16 protein-coding genes are annotated in these 17,064 nt (G+C 71.9%); 13 read left to right on the plus strand and 3 right to left on the minus strand.

What is annotated here, in order from left to right:
* The first annotated feature begins 21 nt into the window (after positions 1–21).
* From ACIP64_RS19915 to ACIP64_RS19935, 5 genes are all read left to right on the plus strand, one after another.
* A complete protein-coding gene (locus ACIP64_RS19915; protein WP_401588286.1) occupies positions 22–270 on the plus strand; it encodes a hypothetical protein in 249 nt (82 codons plus the stop codon).
* Entirely contained in the window at positions 260–1,564 is a 1,305-nt protein-coding gene (locus ACIP64_RS19920; RefSeq protein ID WP_401588289.1) for a tyrosine-type recombinase/integrase, read from the plus strand. Before ACIP64_RS19915 ends, ACIP64_RS19920 begins: the two co-directional genes overlap by 11 nt.
* A gap of 274 nt (positions 1,565–1,838) precedes the next feature.
* Positions 1,839–2,213 (plus strand): VOC family protein, encoded by a 375-nt coding sequence (locus tag ACIP64_RS19925; RefSeq protein WP_401588292.1) that lies wholly within the window; start codon positions 1,839–1,841, stop codon positions 2,211–2,213.
* Between the two features lie 35 nt (positions 2,214–2,248).
* Positions 2,249–5,566, plus strand: a complete 3,318-nt coding sequence (locus tag ACIP64_RS19930) for an AfsR/SARP family transcriptional regulator (RefSeq protein ID WP_401588295.1) — start codon at positions 2,249–2,251, stop codon at positions 5,564–5,566.
* A 56-nt stretch (positions 5,567–5,622) separates the two neighbouring features.
* Complete coding sequence (locus ACIP64_RS19935; RefSeq protein WP_401588298.1) at positions 5,623–7,218, plus strand: MFS transporter; 1,596 nt, start codon at positions 5,623–5,625, stop codon at positions 7,216–7,218.
* A gap of 124 nt (positions 7,219–7,342) precedes the next feature.
* On the opposite strand, the gene ACIP64_RS19940 is transcribed toward ACIP64_RS19935, so the two are convergent.
* Positions 7,343–8,110 (minus strand): DUF5324 family protein, encoded by a 768-nt coding sequence (locus tag ACIP64_RS19940; protein ID WP_401588300.1) that lies wholly within the window; start codon positions 8,108–8,110, stop codon positions 7,343–7,345.
* 214 nt (positions 8,111–8,324) lie between these two features.
* Here ACIP64_RS19940 and ACIP64_RS19945 point away from each other — a divergent pair, with 214 nt between their 5' ends.
* Positions 8,325–8,852 carry a peptidylprolyl isomerase gene (locus ACIP64_RS19945; protein ID WP_401588302.1) on the plus strand — a complete coding sequence of 176 codons (528 nt, stop codon included), beginning with the start codon at positions 8,325–8,327 and terminating at the stop codon, positions 8,850–8,852.
* Between the two features lie 73 nt (positions 8,853–8,925).
* On the plus strand, positions 8,926–9,780 hold the full coding sequence (locus ACIP64_RS19950; RefSeq protein WP_401588305.1) for a rhomboid family intramembrane serine protease: 855 nt from the start codon (positions 8,926–8,928) through the stop codon (positions 9,778–9,780).
* 241 nt (positions 9,781–10,021) lie between these two features.
* On the opposite strand, the gene crgA is transcribed toward ACIP64_RS19950, so the two are convergent.
* Positions 10,022–10,276 carry a cell division protein CrgA gene (crgA, locus tag ACIP64_RS19955; protein ID WP_319663327.1) on the minus strand — a complete coding sequence of 85 codons (255 nt, stop codon included), beginning with the start codon at positions 10,274–10,276 and terminating at the stop codon, positions 10,022–10,024.
* A 136-nt stretch (positions 10,277–10,412) separates the two neighbouring features.
* On the opposite strand from crgA, the gene ACIP64_RS19960 reads away from it, so the two are divergent.
* From ACIP64_RS19960 to ACIP64_RS19985, 6 genes are read left to right on the plus strand one after another with little or no spacing between them, the layout of a single operon-like run.
* Positions 10,413–11,180: a DUF881 domain-containing protein gene (locus ACIP64_RS19960; RefSeq protein ID WP_401588307.1), complete on the plus strand. Its 768-nt coding sequence runs from the start codon at positions 10,413–10,415 to the stop codon at positions 11,178–11,180.
* Complete coding sequence (locus ACIP64_RS19965; RefSeq protein WP_401588856.1) at positions 11,180–11,890, plus strand: class E sortase; 711 nt, start codon at positions 11,180–11,182, stop codon at positions 11,888–11,890. Before ACIP64_RS19960 ends, ACIP64_RS19965 begins: the two co-directional genes overlap by 1 nt.
* 41 nt (positions 11,891–11,931) lie before the next feature.
* A complete protein-coding gene (locus tag ACIP64_RS19970; RefSeq protein WP_360904574.1) occupies positions 11,932–12,108 on the plus strand; it encodes a hypothetical protein in 177 nt (58 codons plus the stop codon).
* Positions 12,105–12,740 (plus strand): aminodeoxychorismate/anthranilate synthase component II, encoded by a 636-nt coding sequence (locus ACIP64_RS19975; protein ID WP_401588310.1) that lies wholly within the window; start codon positions 12,105–12,107, stop codon positions 12,738–12,740. The genes ACIP64_RS19970 and ACIP64_RS19975 overlap by 4 nt, the downstream gene beginning before the upstream one ends.
* A 4-nt stretch (positions 12,741–12,744) precedes the next feature.
* The gene (locus ACIP64_RS19980; protein ID WP_401588313.1) at positions 12,745–14,169 is read left to right on the plus strand and encodes a class E sortase; all 1,425 of its coding nucleotides are present in this window, start codon (positions 12,745–12,747) and stop codon (positions 14,167–14,169) included.
* Positions 14,170–14,200: 31 nt separating this feature from the next.
* Positions 14,201–14,929 carry a class E sortase gene (locus ACIP64_RS19985; protein WP_401588316.1) on the plus strand — a complete coding sequence of 243 codons (729 nt, stop codon included), beginning with the start codon at positions 14,201–14,203 and terminating at the stop codon, positions 14,927–14,929.
* Between the two features lie 91 nt (positions 14,930–15,020).
* Here ACIP64_RS19985 and pknB read toward each other — a convergent pair whose 3' ends face one another.
* Positions 15,021–17,027, minus strand: coding sequence for a Stk1 family PASTA domain-containing Ser/Thr kinase (pknB, locus tag ACIP64_RS19990; protein WP_401588319.1), 2,007 nt, complete (start codon positions 17,025–17,027; stop codon positions 15,021–15,023).
* Positions 17,028–17,064 lie beyond the last annotated feature (37 nt).

Consider the following 17,064-nt stretch of genomic DNA (forward strand, 5'->3'; position numbering starts at 1 on the left):
GCTGCTCCCTGGGGGGACCCCGTGTGTGCCAACCTGCAAGCCTCCATCCGCGTCACCCTTCCGTGGAACCCGGACACCCGGACCATCCACATCGACGCCGCGCATGACACGTACACCGCGACGCTCGCCGTTCGGGCAGTTCTCCTCGAACTCGGCTACTCGCAGCCCCCGCGCGGTGCACTCTGCTGGTGCGGGCAGTTCCTGGACGTCGCGGCCGCCGTCCGGCGGGGCCCCGCCTGGACCAGTGAGGTGACCCGCTATGGCGCGTAGGGCGCTGAACAACCCGAGGCAACGACCGTCCAAGCTGTGCGGCTGCAAGCGCTGCTTGACGGAGTTCCCGGGGGAGCGGAAGCCGAGACGCGACTGCATCGGCAGCTGGCAGGCCCGCTACCGGGACGCGGACGGCAAGCAGCGGCACAAGAACTTCCGGACCAAGCGCGAGGCGGACGCATTCCTGGACTCGGTCCGCAGCGCCGTCCGCGAGGGCACCTACCTGGACCCGACGCGCGGCGACATCACCGTCGAGGCATGGTGGAAGCTGTGGTGGAAGTCCCAGGAGAACAAGGGGCAGACCACGACCCGCAACCGCAAGCTGTCCGGGTGGAACGCGCACATCAAACCGAAGTGGGGCCGGCGCAAGCTCAACAGCCTCGGCTACCTGGAGCTCCAGGAGTGGATGACCAACGAGGTGAAGGGCTACGCGACGCAGACGAAGGTGCTGGAGCTGCTGCGGGCGATGCTACGGGACGCGGTCCGGGATCAGCGGATCAAGTACAACCCCGCGGTCGACGTGCAGAAGACCGCGAAGGCCCCGGCCAAGCACCCCGAGGACCTCAAGCCGCCGACGGAGGAGCAGTACGAGGCGGTCCGTCAGCAGCTCCCCTCGTACTACCGGCCCCTGGTCGACTTCGCCCAGGACACGGGCATGCGATGGGGCGAGTACACCGGGCTCCGCCGTTGCCACGTGGACCTGCCCGGTGCCCTTGTCTACGTAAGGGAAGTGGTCATCGACGACCACGGCCGGCTGCGCCGCCAGGCGATGCCCAAGAGCGCGGCCGGCCTGCGGGTGGTGCCGCTGACGCCGAAGGCCCTCGCCGCGGTGCAGGCGATGATTGACCGGCTTGACCCCGCGGCCACGCAGTCGAAGGTCGAGGACGGGATGTGCCCGGACGAGCTGGTGTTCCGGGGGCCGCTGGCCGGGACGGAGCGGATGAACCCGGGGTCGGGGGAGCGGGAGCCGCTGGACGGCGTGATGAGCAGGAACAACTTCCGGAGAGTGTGGATCAAGGCCATCAAGGGTGCGGGGATCGCGCGGATGGTGACGAATCCGGAGACGGGCCGTAAGGAGTGGTGGCCGCGGGTGCACGACTACCGGCACGCGATTGCGTCGCGGCTGCACGCGGCGGGCATCCCGGAGGTGGATGTGCAGTTGTTCCTCGGCCAGGAGCGCGGCGGGCGGGTGACGTGGTTGTACACGCACGGCTCGGACGATTCGGCGCTGGCCTCGGTGCGATCGGCGCTGCTGACGGGGCGTGCGCTCCATGTGGTCTCGAAGCCTGCATGAGTCCACGAGAGTCCACGCGGAGTCCACTAACCCCGCGCCCTGATCCACTGCACAGGCATACACATCCTCTCGTGACCAGCAGGAAGGCAGGCCGACGGATGCCAACACAGGCCATCACCAGCTGCATTTGATTTTGCATGGCGGATGTCAGGGGTTCGACTCCCCTAGGCTCCACACCTCCCGACCGGGCCGGAACCTCATCGAGGTCCCGGCCCGTCGTGTTTCCGCCGCCGTTCGGAGGGCGGCCCGTCCGGCGCTTCGGCATGCTGGAGCCATGTTCGGAAAAACGAGGGCGTTCAGCGGCTTCGCCGTGGACGACATCGGCAGGGCCGCGGAGTTCTACGGGAAGACGCTGGGGCTGGATGTCTGCGAGGAGCACGGACTGCTGACCCTGCGGATCGAGGGCGGCACCCGGGTGCTGGTGTATCCGAAGCCGGACCACACCCCGGCGTCGTTCACCGTCCTGAACTTCCCTGTCGACGACATCGACCGGGCGGTGGACGGACTGGTCCGGCGCGGCGTCGCCTTCCAGCGCTACCCCGGCATCGAGCACGACGAAAAGGGCATCGCCCGCGGCACCGGCGGTCCGCCGATCGCCTGGTTCACCGATCCGGCGGGCAATGTCCTCGCCGTGCTCCAGGAGGACTAGACCGTCCGGGGGGACGGTGCGGCAGAATCGGCGGCGTGCGGTTCGGGATTCTGGGGGAGACGCGGGCGCTGCGGCCCGACGGACAGACCGCTGCGGCGGGCGGGCCCGGGCGTCGTGCGCTGCTCGCGATGCTGCTGCTGGACGCCGGGCGGATCGTCGGCACCGAGCGCCTGATCGACGGCCTGTACGGCGAGGAGCCGCCGGCCGGCGTGGGCAACGCGCTCCAGTCGCAGGTCTCGCGGCTGCGCTCCGCGATCGGAGCGCCCCTTGAGAGCCATCCCGGTGGATACCGGCTCGCCGTGTCCCGGGACGAGGTCGACGTCCATTGTTTTGAGCGGCTGGCCGCCGAGGGCCGCGGGGCGCTGGCCGGCGGGGAGGCCGCCCGGGCGGCCGGGCTGCTCCGTGAGGCGCTCGGGCTGTGGCGGGGGTCCGCGCTGTCGGACGTGGGCGACGCGCCCTTCGCCGGGCCGCAGATCACGCGTCTGGAAGAGCTGCGTGTCGCGGCCCTGGAGGACCGGATCGCCGCGGACCTCCTGCTCGACCCGCACCGGCACGGCGAGCTGGCGGCCGAGCTGCGGGAACTGGTCGCGGCGTATCCGCTCCGCGAGCGGCTGCGGGCCCAGCTGATGCGGGCGCTGTACAGCTGCGGACGCCAGTCGGAGGCACTGGCGGTGTACGAGGACGCCCGGCGTGAGCTCGCCGACTCCCTGGGTGCCGACCCCGGCCCGGAACTCGCCGAGGCGCATCTGGCCGTGCTGCGCGGCGACGCGGGACCGGCCGTTGTCGCGATGCCCGTTTCCCGTGCTTCGGGTGTTTCACGTGAAACATCGTCCGCGTCGTCCGCGCCGTCCGCCCTGCCGCCGCGGCACACGCTGCCGGCCCAGCTCACCAGCTTCGTGGGACGGGAGGAGGAGCTGCGGCGGATCGGGTCGCTGCTGGCCGATGCGCGGCTGGTCACCCTGGTCGGGCCGGGCGGCGCGGGCAAGACCCGGCTCGCCGTCGAGGCGGCGGGCCGGTACGCCGGGGAGGCGTGCTTCGTCGACCTGTCCGGACTGACCCACGGCTCGGCCGTGCCGCAGGCGGTCGCCGGTGCGCTGGGGCTGCGCGAGGCGGGCCCGCTGTCCTCCGCCGGCCGGGAGGCGGCGGCGCCCGGCCCCCTCGCACGGCTCACGGCGGCGCTCACCGATCGCGAGCTGCTGCTGGTGCTGGACAACTGCGAGCACCTCGTCGAGGACGTGGCACGCCTCACCCACGGTCTGCTGTCCGGCTGTGCCGGCCTGCGCGTCCTGGCGACCAGCCGGGAGGCGCTGGGGATCACCGGGGAGGCCCTGTCGCCGCTCGCGCCGCTCCCGCTGCCCGAGGAGGACGCGGACGACGCCGCCGTGCTCGCCTCCCCCGCGGTCCGGCTGCTCGCCGACCGGGCCGCGGCGGCCGGATCCGCCGAGAGCCTGCCGGACCCCGGGGCCGCCGCCCGCATCTGCCGGGCCCTGGACGGCATTCCGCTCGCCATCGAGCTGGCGGCCGCCCGGCTGCGCTCGTTGTCCGCCGCCGAGATCGCCGACCGGCTCGACGCCCTCCCGGGGGCCGCCGGCGCGGGGGACCGCTTCCGGCTGCTGTCCCGCGGCAGCCGTACCGCGACCCCGCGCCAGCGCACCCTGCGCGGCGTCGTCGACTGGAGCTGGGAGCTGCTGTCCGAGGAGGAACGGACCGTTCTGCGCCGGACGTCCGCCTTCGCCGGCGGCTGGACCCTCGCCGCCGCCGAGGCGGTCTGCGCCGGACCGGCGGACCCGGCGCAGGGCGCCCCCGCGATCGACGCCGACGACGTACTCGATCTGCTCGCCTCGCTCGCCGACAAGTCACTGGTCGTCGTCCACCGTCCCGAGGGCGCCGGCGCCCACGGGACGCGCTACCGGCTGCTCCAGACCATCCGCGCCTACGCCGCCGACCGTGCGGCGGAGGCCGGGGAGAGCGAGCCGCTGCGCCGCGCGCACGCCGCGTACTTCCTCGGCCTGGCACTGACCGCCGACCCCCATCTGCGGCGCGCGGAACAGCTCGACTGGCTGGGCCGCCTGGCCGCCGACCACGACAACCTGCACTCCGCCCTGCGCGGCGCGGTCGCCGCGGGCGACACCGCCGCCGCCCTGCGGCTGCTCGCCTCCCTGTGCACCTACTGGATGCTCCGCGGCATGCGGTACGAAGGCGCCCAGCCCGCGGCCGAACTGCTCCGGGCGACCGGGACGGGCCCGCCGGAGGGGCTGGACGAGGAGTACGCCCTGTGCGTCATGACGGCCGCGGCCGCCACCGCGGACCAGGGCGAACTGGCCGCGCACTTCGCCTCCGTGGCCGAGGTCGTCCGCCGGCTCGGCGGCCTGCCGCGCCGGTTCCCCGTGCTCAACCTGCTGTGGGCGCCCTTCTCCGGCGTCCCCGACACCGAGACGTACGCGGTGTACCGGCGGGAGCTGGCGGGACAGGCCGAGGACCCCTGGCAGACCGCGCTCATGCACATCGGCTCGGGGTTCCAGCTGTGGATGGCGGAAGGCGACATCGACGCGGGAGAGGCGGAGTTCACCGCCGCGCTCGCGGCCTTCCGCACGCTCGGCGACCGGTGGGGCAGCACCATGGCCCTGACCCAGCTGGCCTGGCTCTCCGGGGCCCGCGGTGACCAGCCGCGCGCCCTGCGGCTCGTGGACGAGGCGCTGGCCGTCGCGCGGGAACTCGGCGCCACGGAGAACGTGGCCGAACTGCTCGGCGAGCGCGGCAAGAGCGCCGCCCACGCGGGCCGTACCGACCGGGCCCGGGCCGATTTCACCGCGTGCCTGGAGCTCGCCCGCAGGTCCGGCGCCCGGGAGCTGCTCGCCGGCGCCCATCTCGGCCTGGGCGAGTGCGCGCGGCTGGAGGGCGACCTCGCCGAGGCGCGCCGGCTGTGCGAGCTGGCCCTGTCCGAGTGCCTCACCGGCTGGTACACCGGCGAGGGCGCCCGCACCGAGGCGCTCATCGCCCTGGGCCGGATCGCCCTGGCGGAAGGCCGTCCCGAGCAGGCCCGCGCGCGATTCCTGGAGGCCGCCGACCCCGCGCACGGCGCCCGGAACCTGCCCCTGGCGGCGGCCCTCGCCGCGGCCCAGGCCGAGCTCTCGCTCGCCGAGGGCGACCCCGCCGCGGCCGCCGAACGCCTCGGCATCGCCAGCGCCCTGCGCGGCCCGTCGGTGCCCGCGCTCCCCGATGCCGACCGCACCGACGCCGCCGTGCGGGCCGCCCTGGACTCCCCCGCGTACGAGGCGGCCTACGCACGCGGTGCCCGGCTCCCCGTGGACCGGGCCCTGATGACGCTGACCGGGCAGGACGCCGGCGCCTGACCGCCGGTCAGCGCGCGGTACGCGGCCGGTCAGCGCGCCCGGCCACCGTTGCCCCCATGACGACGACACACACCACCCCGACCCCGCGGGCCCCGGGCCCCGCCCGCCACCGGTGGGCCGCACTGGCCGTCTGCTGCCTGGCCGCCATGCTCCTCGGCATCGACAACAGCGTCCTCAACTACGCCATCCCGTCCCTGCTCAGGGACATGCACCCGAGCGGCACTCAGATCCTGTGGATCTCCGACGTCTACGGCTTCGCCATGGGCAGCCTCCTGGTCGTCATGGGCAACCTCGGCGACCGCCTCGGCCGCAAGCGCCTGATGCTGCTGGGCGCCGCCGCCTTCGGCGGTGCCTCGCTGCTCACCGCGTACGCCCCCGACCCGCAGCTGCTCATCGCCGGGCGGGCCCTGCTGGGAGTGGCCGGCGCGATGATGGTGCCCTCCACCCTGTCCCTGCTGCGCCACGCCTTCACCGACCCCAAGGAGCGCACCACCGCGATCGGCATCAGCAGCGGCATCGGCGCGGCGAGCTTCGCCCTCGGCCCGGTCGTCGGCGGGCTGCTGCTGGACCACTTCTGGTGGGGTTCGGTGTTCCTGGTCAACGTTCCGCTGATGGCCGTCGTCCTGGTCGCCGGGGTGCTGGTGCTGCCCGAGTCGCGCAACCCGCGTCCGGGGCGGCTGGACTGGCCGGGTGTCCCCCTGTCGATCGTCGGTGTGCTGGGTGCCATCTACGCGATCAAGACCGGCTTCCGGGACGGCGCCGGCCACGCGCCGGTGTGGATCGCGGCGGCGGTGGGGGTCGCGGCCCTGCTGCTCTTCGCCCGCCGCCAGGTCCGCGTGGAGGAGCCGTTGATCGACCTGCGGCTGTTCCGCAACCCCGCCTTCAGCGGTGCGGTCGGTGCCAACCTGGTGATGATCTTCGCCTCGTCCACGCTGTCGCTGGCCTTCGCGATGTACTTCCAGACCGTCCGCGGCTGGTCGCCGTTCACCGCGGGCCTCGCCCTGCTGCCCGGCCCGCTCGCCGCGGCGTTCGCCGCACCGCTCGCCACCGCCCTGATCCCGCGTCTCGGCCGGGCCACGGTCGTCGCGCTGGGCCTCGGCATGGTGGCCGTGAGCACCGCGGTCCTCGGGCAGCTGTCCGACCCGGGCACGTCCTACGGTGCGCTGCTGGCGCCGCTGGTCGTCAACGGCATGGGGATCATCCTGATCGTCTCGGTCACCAACGACACGATCCTGGCGAGCGCTCCCAAGGACCGCACCGGCGCGGCCGCGGCCGTCTCGGAGACGGCGATGGAGATGGGCGGCTCGCTGGGCATCGCCGTCCTCGGCTCCGTCCTCGCCTCGGTCTACCGCGACTCCTTGGTCCTGCCCGCCGGGCTGCCCGACGGTGTGGCACGGGCCGCCCGTGAATCGGTGGGCGGCGCGGTCGAGGCGGGTGCCCGGATCCCCGGCGCGGCGGGGACCGCGCTGACGGAGACCGCCAGGGACGCGTTCTGCCACAGCATCCAGGTCACGACGCTGGCCGGGGCGGTGCTCATCGCCTGCGGCGCCGTCGCGGCCCGCTGGGCCCTGCACGGGGTGCCCGCGGAGATCGCCGACCCCGAGGCGGAGCCGGAGGAGGGGGAGGACCTGCCCGTGCCCGCGCAGCGGTGAGATGAGCCCCTGTACGCACAGCGGGAGGGCGGCGGACCACAGGGTCCGCCGCCCTCCCGCGTCATGACGACGTCACGCGGCGGTGGTGCCGGCACCGCACCGCCGCCGCTGCCCGGGCCCCGTCTCAGGGATACGTCTCCCCGTTGCCGGGGCGGTCCTTCGAGTCGGCCTCGGCCTGCTTGGCCTGCACCTCGGGGTCGAGGGCGTCGACGGGGGAGCCGTCGACCTTCCCGAAGGCGGCGTCGGAGCCGACCCCGCCGTTGAGCGAGGCGCGGTCGGCGACCTCGGTGGCCGGCGCGGGCTCCACCAGCCAGTCGGGGTTGGTCTGCCTGCTCCACCACTTCCAGGCCGCGAATCCGCCGCCCGCGACCAGGCCCACCAGCAGGAAGGTCCTGGCGAAGCGCCCGGAACGGGCACGCCGCACGCGGCGGCGCTCCAGTTTGCGGATGTCGGCGGCCGTGACATGGCTGCGCAGGGCGGCGACCGCGGCGGCCGCCCGGACCGCCGCCTCCTCCGCGGCCGGCTGGGCGACCGAGCGGACGGTGCTGACGGCCTGCTCCACGCGCGGGCCGGTGTAGTCCGCCGCCTGCCGGGCCGTCCTGCGGGTCCGCTGGGCGGCGGTGCCGACGGCCTGCTGCACTCCCGGTGGCACCGCCGCCAGGGCCTGGTCGACGCGCGACGCCAGGTAGGCGTCGTACTGAACACGGGCCGCGTCGCGGGCCTGCAGGGCGGCCGACGACACCCTGGGTGCCAGGTACAGCCGCGCCTCGTCCGCGTAGTGCGCGGCGCTGCCCTTCGCTGTGCCGGCGTACGGCGCCACCGCGTCCGCGGCGTGCCGCACGCTGTCCTTCGTCCTTCCGGCTGCGTCGCGCACGCTGTCGATGCGGGTCACGAGAACCTCCTCCTCGGTGGCGTTACGTTTTCGCCTTTCCACCCGGTTTGAAATCATGCCCGTGACGACGGGGAACGGCATGTGCGTACGGGCATCCGGGTCAAGCCGCGTCCGCCCGGGCCGTCGCCGCGGGGCCGGTTCGCGACAGGGCGCGGGAGAAGCCCCGACGTGCGAGGATTTGTCCCTGTCGTCGAGGACTGATGGAAGGTAGACCGTGGCCGAGCAGCTCCACGCCACCCTGAGGACCACCCAGGGGGACATCACCATCCGGCTCCTGCCGGACCACGCGCCGAAGACCGTCCAGAACTTCGTCGAGCTCGCCGAGGGCACCCGCGAGTGGACCGACCCGCGGACCGGTCTCTCCTCCACGGAGCCGCTCTACAACGGCACGGTCTTCCACCGCGTCATCTCCGGTTTCATGATCCAGGGCGGCGACCCGCTGGGCAACGGCACCGGCGATCCGGGCTACCAGTTCGGCGACGAGTTCCACCCCGAGCTGGCCTTCACCCGGCCGTACCTGCTGGCCATGGCGAACGCCGGGCCGGCGACCAACGGCTCGCAGTTCTTCATCACCGTGTCGCCCACGACCTGGCTGACCCACAAGCACACGATCTTCGGCGAGGTCGTGGACCCGGCCAGCCAGAAGGTCGTGGACGCCATCGCCACCACCCCGACCAACCCGCGCACCGACCGTCCGGTGGAGGACGTCGTCATCCAGAGCGTGGTCGTCGAGCGCCGGTAGGGCGACCCGGGAACTCAACCGCCCTGCCCGTCCGTCTGATGTGCGGGGCGATTCCGCGGTGAAGGGCTGAGAGATGACCGACCAGGCGGTCCGCTGCTACCGGCATCCGGACCGGGAGACCGGCATCCGGTGCTCCCGCTGCGAGCGGCCGATCTGCCCCGAGTGCATGGTCAACGCCTCGGTCGGCTTCCACTGCCCCGAGTGCGTGCGCGACGCCCGCCGGGAGACGCAGGCCACCGGTCCGCGCACGGTCGCGGGCGGCAGCGTGGCCGGCGACCCGCGCCTGGTGACCAAGGTCCTGATCGGGCTGAACCTGGCGGTCTTCCTGCTCGTCCAGGCGGTGGGCGACCGGGTGGTGACCGACCTGGCGCTGCTCGGGGCGGCCTGCGACCGGTCCGGCTGCTTCGGTGTGGCCCTCGGCGCGGACCAGTGGTACCGGCTGATCAGCTCGATGTTCCTGCACCAGGAGCTGTGGCACATCGGCTTCAACATGCTCTCGCTGTGGTGGATCGGCGCCCCACTGGAGGGGCTGCTCGGCCGGGCCCGCTACATCGCGCTCTACCTGATCTCCGGGCTGGGCGGCGGTGCGCTGGTGCTGCTGCTGGCGGCGCCCAACACCGCGACGCTCGGCGCGTCGGGCGCGATCTTCGGACTGTTCGGCGCCACCGCGGTCTTCATGCGGCGCCTGCGCTACGACATGCGCCCGGTCCTGATCCTGCTCGGGCTGAACCTGGTCTTCACGTTCTTCTGGGCGGGCATCAGCTGGCAGGCCCACATCGGCGGCCTGGTCGCGGGTTCTCTCGTGGCGGTCGGGATGGCCTACGCGCCGCGTGAGCGCCGCGCGCTGGTGCAGTGGGGGACGGCCGCGGCCGTGCTGGCCGTGGTGCTGGTCGTCGCGTGGGTGGGCGTCGCAGGAATCACCGGTTAGGCCGTAACCCGCTCTGTTGATCTGACGTTATCCACAGCGATGGACCGCTCCCCTGTGCATCCTGTGGGCAAGTCGTGCACGGACCCGCACACACCGTGTCTGACCTGCAAGATCAATGAAAGACCGGTGGCCCGTACATCGGACCACCGGTCACACCGGCGTCAACCCGGTAGTGGTTATCCACAGATCATGCGACCTTTTCAACACTGTGGATGACGCTTGTGGATAACTGTGCGATCGACTACTTCCACTGCGTGGAGACGACGAAGCCACCCGCGATGAAGCCGAAGCCCACGGCGATGTTCCAGTTGCCCAGCTGCTCCACCGGCCAGCTGCCCTGCGTCACATAGAAGATGACGATCCACGCCAGGCCGACGAGGAAGAGCGCCAGCATCAGCGGTGCGACCCAGCCCCTGCCGGTGCTCAGCTTTATGGCGGCGGTCTTCGCCGGCGGCGGGGTGAAGTCTGCCTTCTTGCGGATCCGTGACTTCGGCACGAGGGACTCTCCTGTCGATGCGCTGCGTGACCGCGCGTGTGACGTGTGGTGTGAACTGGCGGGCGGCGAGGCGAACCAGGCCGCCAGGCGTCCGTTAGCGTAGTGCTTCCATGGGTTGGAAGGAGATAAGGCTACGGTGAGCAGTCCGGTCCATGCCTCCCCCACCCGCCGTTCTGCCCGGTCTGTGGTGCTTCGCCTGCTCAGCGCGGCTGTCTTCGCCCTCGCCGGCCTGCTGTTCTGGGTGAGTTTCGACACTGCCAAGGGTGTGGACATCCGCACCGACGAGCCCCTGCTGCGGCTGTCGGACCGGGTTCAGGAGAAGAGCCGGCAGAACGAGAAGCTCGACAACGAGCTCTCCGGCGTGCGCAAGGACGTCGACTCCCTCGCCCACGCCGACAGCGGGGTCAGCGACGCGACCCGCGACCGGCTCGACCGGCTCTCCGCCGAGGCGGGCACGAGCAAGCTGAGCGGCCCCGCCGTCTCCGTCACCCTCAACGACGCGCCGCCGGACGCCGCACCGCTCATCGCCGGCGTGCCCGACCCGCAGCCCAACGACCTCGTGATCCACCAGCAGGACCTCCAGGCCGTCGTCAACGCCCTGTGGGCGGGCGGCGCCTCGGGCATCAAGGTCATGGACCAGCGGCTGATCTCCACCAGCGCGGTGCGCTGCGTCGGCAACACCCTCATCCTGCAGGGACGCGTCTACTCCCCGCCCTACAAGATCACGGCGGTGGGCGACCCCGGCAAGCTGCACAAGGCGATCGACCGCAGCCCGGCGATCCAGAACTACCTGCAGTACGTCGAGGCCTACGGACTCGGATGGAAGGTCGAGGATGACAAGCGGGTGACTCTGCCCGGCTACTCCGGCACAGTGGATCTGCACTACGCCAAGCCTGTGGGGTGATCGCCGTGCGCCTGGTGGTGCGGACGCTGAGCGAGTTGTGCGTCACCGCGGGCGCGCTGATGGTCCTCTTCGTGGTCTACGTGCTCTTCTGGACCGGCTTACGGGCCGACAGCGCCATGGACGGCGAGATCCACCGGCTCCAGGACAGCTGGGCGACACAACCGGCGGGCACGGCGCGGCCGTCCACCGCGCACAAGGTGCCGGATTCCGCGAAACCCGCCCCCAAGGTGACGCCGTACCCGCAGGGCAAGGCCTTCGCCGTCATGTACGTCCCCCGCCTCGGGCGGGACTGGCACAAGCCGGTGCTCCAGGGCACGGAGACCGGCACCCTCAAGCGGGGCCTGGGCCACTACGCGGACACCGCCCGTCTCGGCGGGGTCGGAAACTTCGCCGTCGCCGGCCACCGGCGCACCTACGGGGACCCGTTCAAGGACTTCCCGCTGCTGCGCAAGGGCGACGAGGTCGTCCTCACCGACGGCCGGACCTGGTACACGTACGAGATCGACCGCGCACCCTACCGCACGGTGCCCACCGACGTCGCGGTCGTCGATCCCGTGCCGGAGAAGTCCGGCTACACCGTTCCCGGGCGCTATCTGACCCTGACCACGTGCGATCCCGAGTGGGGCCACAGCCACCGGCTCGTCACCTGGGGGCACCTGGAATCCACACAGCCTGTGGAGGACGGCATGCCGGAGGGACTGTCGGGCTAATCTTGGCGTGGCACGGGGAGCAGGGAGCAGGAAGGCAGCGCATGTACGGCTTCATCTGGAGGCACCTGCCGGGCAACGCGTGGGTGAGGGCGGCGATCTCGCTCGTCCTCGTCCTCGCCGTCGTGTACGTCCTCTTCCAGTACGTCTTCCCGTGGGCGGAGCCGCTGCTCCCCTTCAACGACGTGACCGTGGACCAGGGGATGGCGGCTGTACGGTGAGCGCCCGCATCCTCGTCGTGGACAACTACGACAGCTTTGTCTTCAACCTGGTCCAGTACCTCTACCAGCTGGGCGCCGAGTGCGAGGTGCTCCGCAACGACCAGGTCGCCCTCGCGCACGCGCAGGACGGCTTCGACGGGGTCCTGCTGTCACCGGGACCCGGCACCCCCGAAGAGGCCGGGATCTGCGTCGACATGGTGCGGCACTGCGCGGCCACCGACGTCCCGGTCTTCGGCGTCTGCCTCGGCCTGCAGTCCATGGCGGTCGCCTACGGCGGTGTCGTGGACCGGGCGCCCGAGCTGCTGCACGGCAAGACCTCCCCGGTGTTCCACGAGGGACGCGGGGTCTTCGCCGGGCTGCCGACGCCCTTCACCGCCACCCGGTACCACTCCCTGGCGGTCGAACGTGACACCCTGCCCGAGGAGTTGGACGTCACCTCCTGGACGGAGAACGGCATCGTGATGGGCCTGCGGCACCGCACCGCCCGGGTGGAGGGCGTCCAGTTCCACCCGGAGTCGGTACTCACCGAATGGGGACACCGGATGCTCGCCAACTGGTTGGCCGAGTGCGGCGACCAGGGCGCCGTCGAGCGCTCCGCGGGCCTCGCGCCTGTGGTCGGAACCAGGGCGTGATTGCGTGACCGCGCATCGGCACTTCGGTGACACCGCCGAATTCGCCGCCGCGGTGGAGCAGTTGGCCGACCCGCTCAACGACCCGCTGCCGAGCACCTCGCCGCGCGCGGAAGGGCCCGGGGAGCCCCCGGCCCAGGAGCAGGAGCCGCCTGCCCAGGAGCCGCGGCGGACACCGCAGGAGAGCCGGACGAGCGCGCGGCACGCGCAGCCGTCCGCGTACGAGCCCGCGGCCCGGGCCGCCGAGGCCCCGCCGGTCGACGCCCCGTCCGCCCAGGTGCCGACCGCCCCGGTCTCCGTGCCGCCGTGGGAGGAGCAGGCGCCGCAACCGCCCGAGGCCGCCCGCGTCGTACGCCGCCGGCCCACCGAGGAGGAGCGGGCCGTCGCCCGCCGCAGGGCGGCCGGTGCCCCCGGCGACACGATGGCGCTGCCTGTCGTGGACGCCCCCGGCCCCGTCCCCCGCCGCGACAAGGACACGGACACCGCGCCCGGCGACGGACCGGAGGAGGACCCGGGGCCGCCGCGCCCGGAGCGCGAGGACGACGGCATGCCCGCGGTCGGCGGCCGTGCCGCCCGCCGCAAGGCCGCCCAGGAGGCCGCACGGCGCGGTGGCAGAGGACGCAGGCGTTCCGGTGCCGCCCCGGGCGCCCAGGACGCCACAGGGGCGCTCACGGCCCCGGACGCGTCCACCCCGGCGATGGTCCCCGCCCCCCGCTCCCGTATGGAAGCCCGTCGCGCGGCCCGCGCGGCCAAGGAGAGCCCCGGTGTGATCGCCAGCCGCGTCGTGGGTGAGCTGTTCATCACCTTCGGCGTGCTGATGCTGCTGTTCGTCACCTACCAGCTGTGGTGGACCAACGTCCTGGCCCACCAGCAGGCCGGCGGGGCCGCCAACAGCCTCCAGAAGCAGTGGGAGGGCGAGAAGACGACGCCCCGCGACCCCGGTGCGTTCTCGCCCGGCCAGGGCTTCGCGATCATGTACATCCCCAAGCTGGACGTGAAGGCCCCCATCGCCGAGGGCACCGACAAGCACAAGGTGCTCGACAAGGGCATGATCGGCCACTACGACGGCCAGTTGGAGACGGCGATGCCCTGGGACAAGCAGGGCAACTTCGCGCTCGCCGCCCACCGCAACACCCACGGCGAACCGTTCCGCTACATCAACAAGCTGGTGGACGGCGACAAGGTCGTCGTCGAGACGGAGTCGACCTACTACACGTACGAGGTCACGAGCATGCTGGCCTCGACCCCGCCGTCGAACACCTCCGTGATCAAGCCGGTCCCCAACGGATCCGGGTTCACCAAGCCGGGCCGCTACATCACGCTGACCACCTGCACACCGGAGTTCACGAGCACGTACCGCCTGATCGTCTGGGGCAAGATGGTCGAGGAACGGCCGCGTGCGAAGGGCAAGCCGGACGCGCTGGTCGAGTAGGCCGGGTACGTACGCACAGATCGGGGCAGCGGTGACGACCACCCAGCAGGACCACCAGTGGGAGACGGCGCCCTACCCGCGGCGCACCCGCGACGGCGTCGCCGCCGTCGTCAGCCTGATCGGTGAACTCCTCATCACCGCGGGCCTGGTGCTCGGGCTCTTCGTCGTCTACTCCCTGTGGTGGACCAACGTCCTGGCCGACCGCCAGGCCCAGCGCGACGGCGACGACGTCCGCCGCCAGTGGGCGGTCGAGCAGCCGGGCAAGCTCGACACCAAGAACGGCATCGGCTTCCTCCACGTCCCCGCGATGGGCAAGAACTTCGAGGTCCTGGTCCGTAAGGGCACCGGCACCGACGTCCTCAACGAGGGCGTCGCCGGCTACTACACCGACCCCGTGAAGTCGGCCCTGCCCTGGGACAAGCAGGGCAACTTCTCGCTCGCGGCCCACCGCGACGGCCACGGCGCCAAGTTCCACAACATCGACAAGATCAAGAAGGGCGACGCGGTCGTCTTCGAGAACCGCGACACCTGGTTCGTCTACAAGGTCTTCTCCGTCCTGCCGCAGACCTCGAAGTACAACGTCAAGGTGCTCGCCCAGATCCCCGCCGAGAGCGGCAGGACCAAGGCCGGCCGCTACATCACCCTCACGACCTGCACCCCGGTCTACACGTCCCGCTACCGCTACATCGTCTGGGCCGAACTCGTCCGCACGCAGAGGGTCGACGCGAAGCGGACGCCTCCGGCGGAGCTGGGCGGCTGAGGGGGCCGGCAGAGCAAAAGGGGAGGGGCCCCGGACATCGTGTCCGGGGCCCCTCCCCTTTTGCTCCCGCCCGGCAGGCGGCGTCGGCGCGTCAGCCGCCGTTGCCGCCTCCGTTGAAGAAGCCGCCGCCGCCGTTGTTCCCGCCGCCGTTCGGGTCCTGGACCCCGACCGTCAGCGTGTCACCCGGCTTCATCTGGGAATCGCGGGGCGGGTTCTGGTTCTGGACGATGGCGTTGTCGTTCCCTGCCAGGTTGGGCGGGAACACCACCAGGTTCAGTCCCATCTCGCTGGCGATGCCCTTGACCTCGCCGAGCGACTTGCCCGTCAGGTCGGGGATCGCGTTGGTGGACGGGGGCTTCGCGATCACGATCGTGACCGTGTCGCCCGCCTTGACTGTGCTTCCGGCCCCCGGCTCCGTCCTGATGACCGTGTCCTGGGCGTGGTCGGCGGACTCCTCCTGGGTAACGGTCACCTTGAGACCGTCTGCCGTGAGGATCTGCGTGGCCTCGTCCTTGGACTTGTTGCCGACGTCCTTGATCGTGACCTCTTGCGGGGCCACCGCCACGGTCAGCGTGATCGTCACGCCCTTGGCGCGCTTCTCGCCGCCCTTCGGGTCCTGCTTGAGGACCGTTCCCTCTTCCTCGTCAGTGGAGGTCTGGGACTGCTTGTCGACCTCGAAGCCCGCCTGCTTGAGCTCCTGCTGGGCGTCCTCGAACTTGTCCCCGGTGACGTCGGGCACGGGGATCTTCTCGGCGCCCTTGGAGAGGTTCAGGGTGACCGACTGGTCCTTGGGGATGCTCGTGCCGGGCTCGGCCGACTGCTTGCAGACGTTGCCCTTGGGCTGGTCGGCGCAGAAGACCTCCTCGCCGAAGGAGATCGTCACATTGGCGTTCTGGGCCTTGGTCTCCGCCTCGGCCTTGGCGACGCCGACGAACGCCGGAACGGAGACGGTGTCGCCCCCGCTGTCGCCCCCGGAGAAGAGCGCCTTGCCCATGAAGATCGCGCCGATGAGGACCAGGACGGCCGCGACGACGAGCAGGATGGTCGAGGTGTTGCTCTTCTTGGGCTTGCGCCGACCACCGCCGCCGGGTCCCTGCTGGTCGTAGCCAAAGCCGCCGTCGTCGTCGCGCATGGGCGGCAGCATCGAGGTGCCGGCGTCGTGCTGCGGCGGCATGGCCGTGGTGGCGGAGTCGTTGCCGTAGCCGCCGTAACCGCCGCCGTAGCCGACGGAGCCGAGGGCGACCGTGGCGCCGACCGGCTGGCCGTCGAGGCAGGCCTCGATGTCGGCCCGCATCTCGTCGGCGGACTGGTAGCGGTAGTCAGGGTCCTTGGTCAGCGCCTTGAGGACGATGGCGTCCATCTCGGGGGTGACCTCGGGGTCGTACACGCTCGGGGGCTGCGGCTCCTCCCGGACGTGCTGGTACGCCACCGCGACCGGGGAGTCGCCCACGAAGGGCGGCCGCACGGTCAGCAGCTCGTACAGCAGGCAGCCGGCGGAGTACAGGTCGGAACGGGCGTCGACGGTCTCGCCCTTGGCCTGCTCCGGCGAGAGGTACTGCGCGGTGCCGATGACGGCCGCGGTCTGCGTCATCGTCATGCCGGAGTCGCCCATGGCGCGGGCGATGCCGAAGTCCATGACCTTGACCTGGCCCTGGCGCGTCAGCATGACGTTCGCGGGCTTGATGTCGCGGTGCACGATGCCGGAGCGGTGGCTGTACTCCAGTGCCTGGAGGATGCCCACCGTCATCTCGAGCGAACGCTCCGGCAGCAGCTTGCGGCCGGAGTGCAGCAGCTCACGCAGGGTGGAGCCGTCCACGTACTCCATGACGATGTACGGGATGGAGACCCCGTCGACGTAGTCCTCGCCGGTGTCGTACACCGCGACGATCGACGGGTGGTTCAGCGAGGCGGCCGATTGGGCCTCACGGCGGAACCGGGCTTGGAAGGACGGGTCGCGGGCGAGATCCACCCGGAGCGTCTTCACGGCGACGGTGCGGCCGAGCCGGGTGTCGTGGGCGATGTACACCTCGGCCATACCACCGCGGCCGAGCACCGAGCCCAGCTCGTACCGGCCGCCGAGGCGACGCGGCTCTTCCATAGCGCTTGCCCTTCCTAAACCGTCCGTGTGGCTGCTC

This window comes from Streptomyces sp. NPDC088733 (genome assembly GCF_044751185.1).
Classification (GTDB): Bacteria; Actinomycetota; Actinomycetes; order Streptomycetales; family Streptomycetaceae; genus Actinacidiphila.

Excerpts from the sequence above, each read along its gene's own strand:
- ACIP64_RS19920 (WP_401588289.1), top strand. The coding sequence starts at position 260 with ATGGCGCGTAGGGCGCTGAACAACCCGAGGCAACGACCGTCCAAGCTG.
- ACIP64_RS19925 (WP_401588292.1), top strand. The coding sequence starts at position 1,839 with ATGTTCGGAAAAACGAGGGCGTTCAGCGGCTTCGCCGTGGACGACATC.
- ACIP64_RS19935 (WP_401588298.1), top strand. The coding sequence starts at position 5,623 with ATGACGACGACACACACCACCCCGACCCCGCGGGCCCCGGGCCCCGCC.
- ACIP64_RS19950 (WP_401588305.1), top strand. The coding sequence starts at position 8,926 with ATGACCGACCAGGCGGTCCGCTGCTACCGGCATCCGGACCGGGAGACC.
- ACIP64_RS19970 (WP_360904574.1), top strand. The coding sequence starts at position 11,932 with ATGTACGGCTTCATCTGGAGGCACCTGCCGGGCAACGCGTGGGTGAGG.
- pknB (WP_401588319.1), bottom strand. The coding sequence starts at position 17,027 with ATGGAAGAGCCGCGTCGCCTCGGCGGCCGGTACGAGCTGGGCTCGGTG.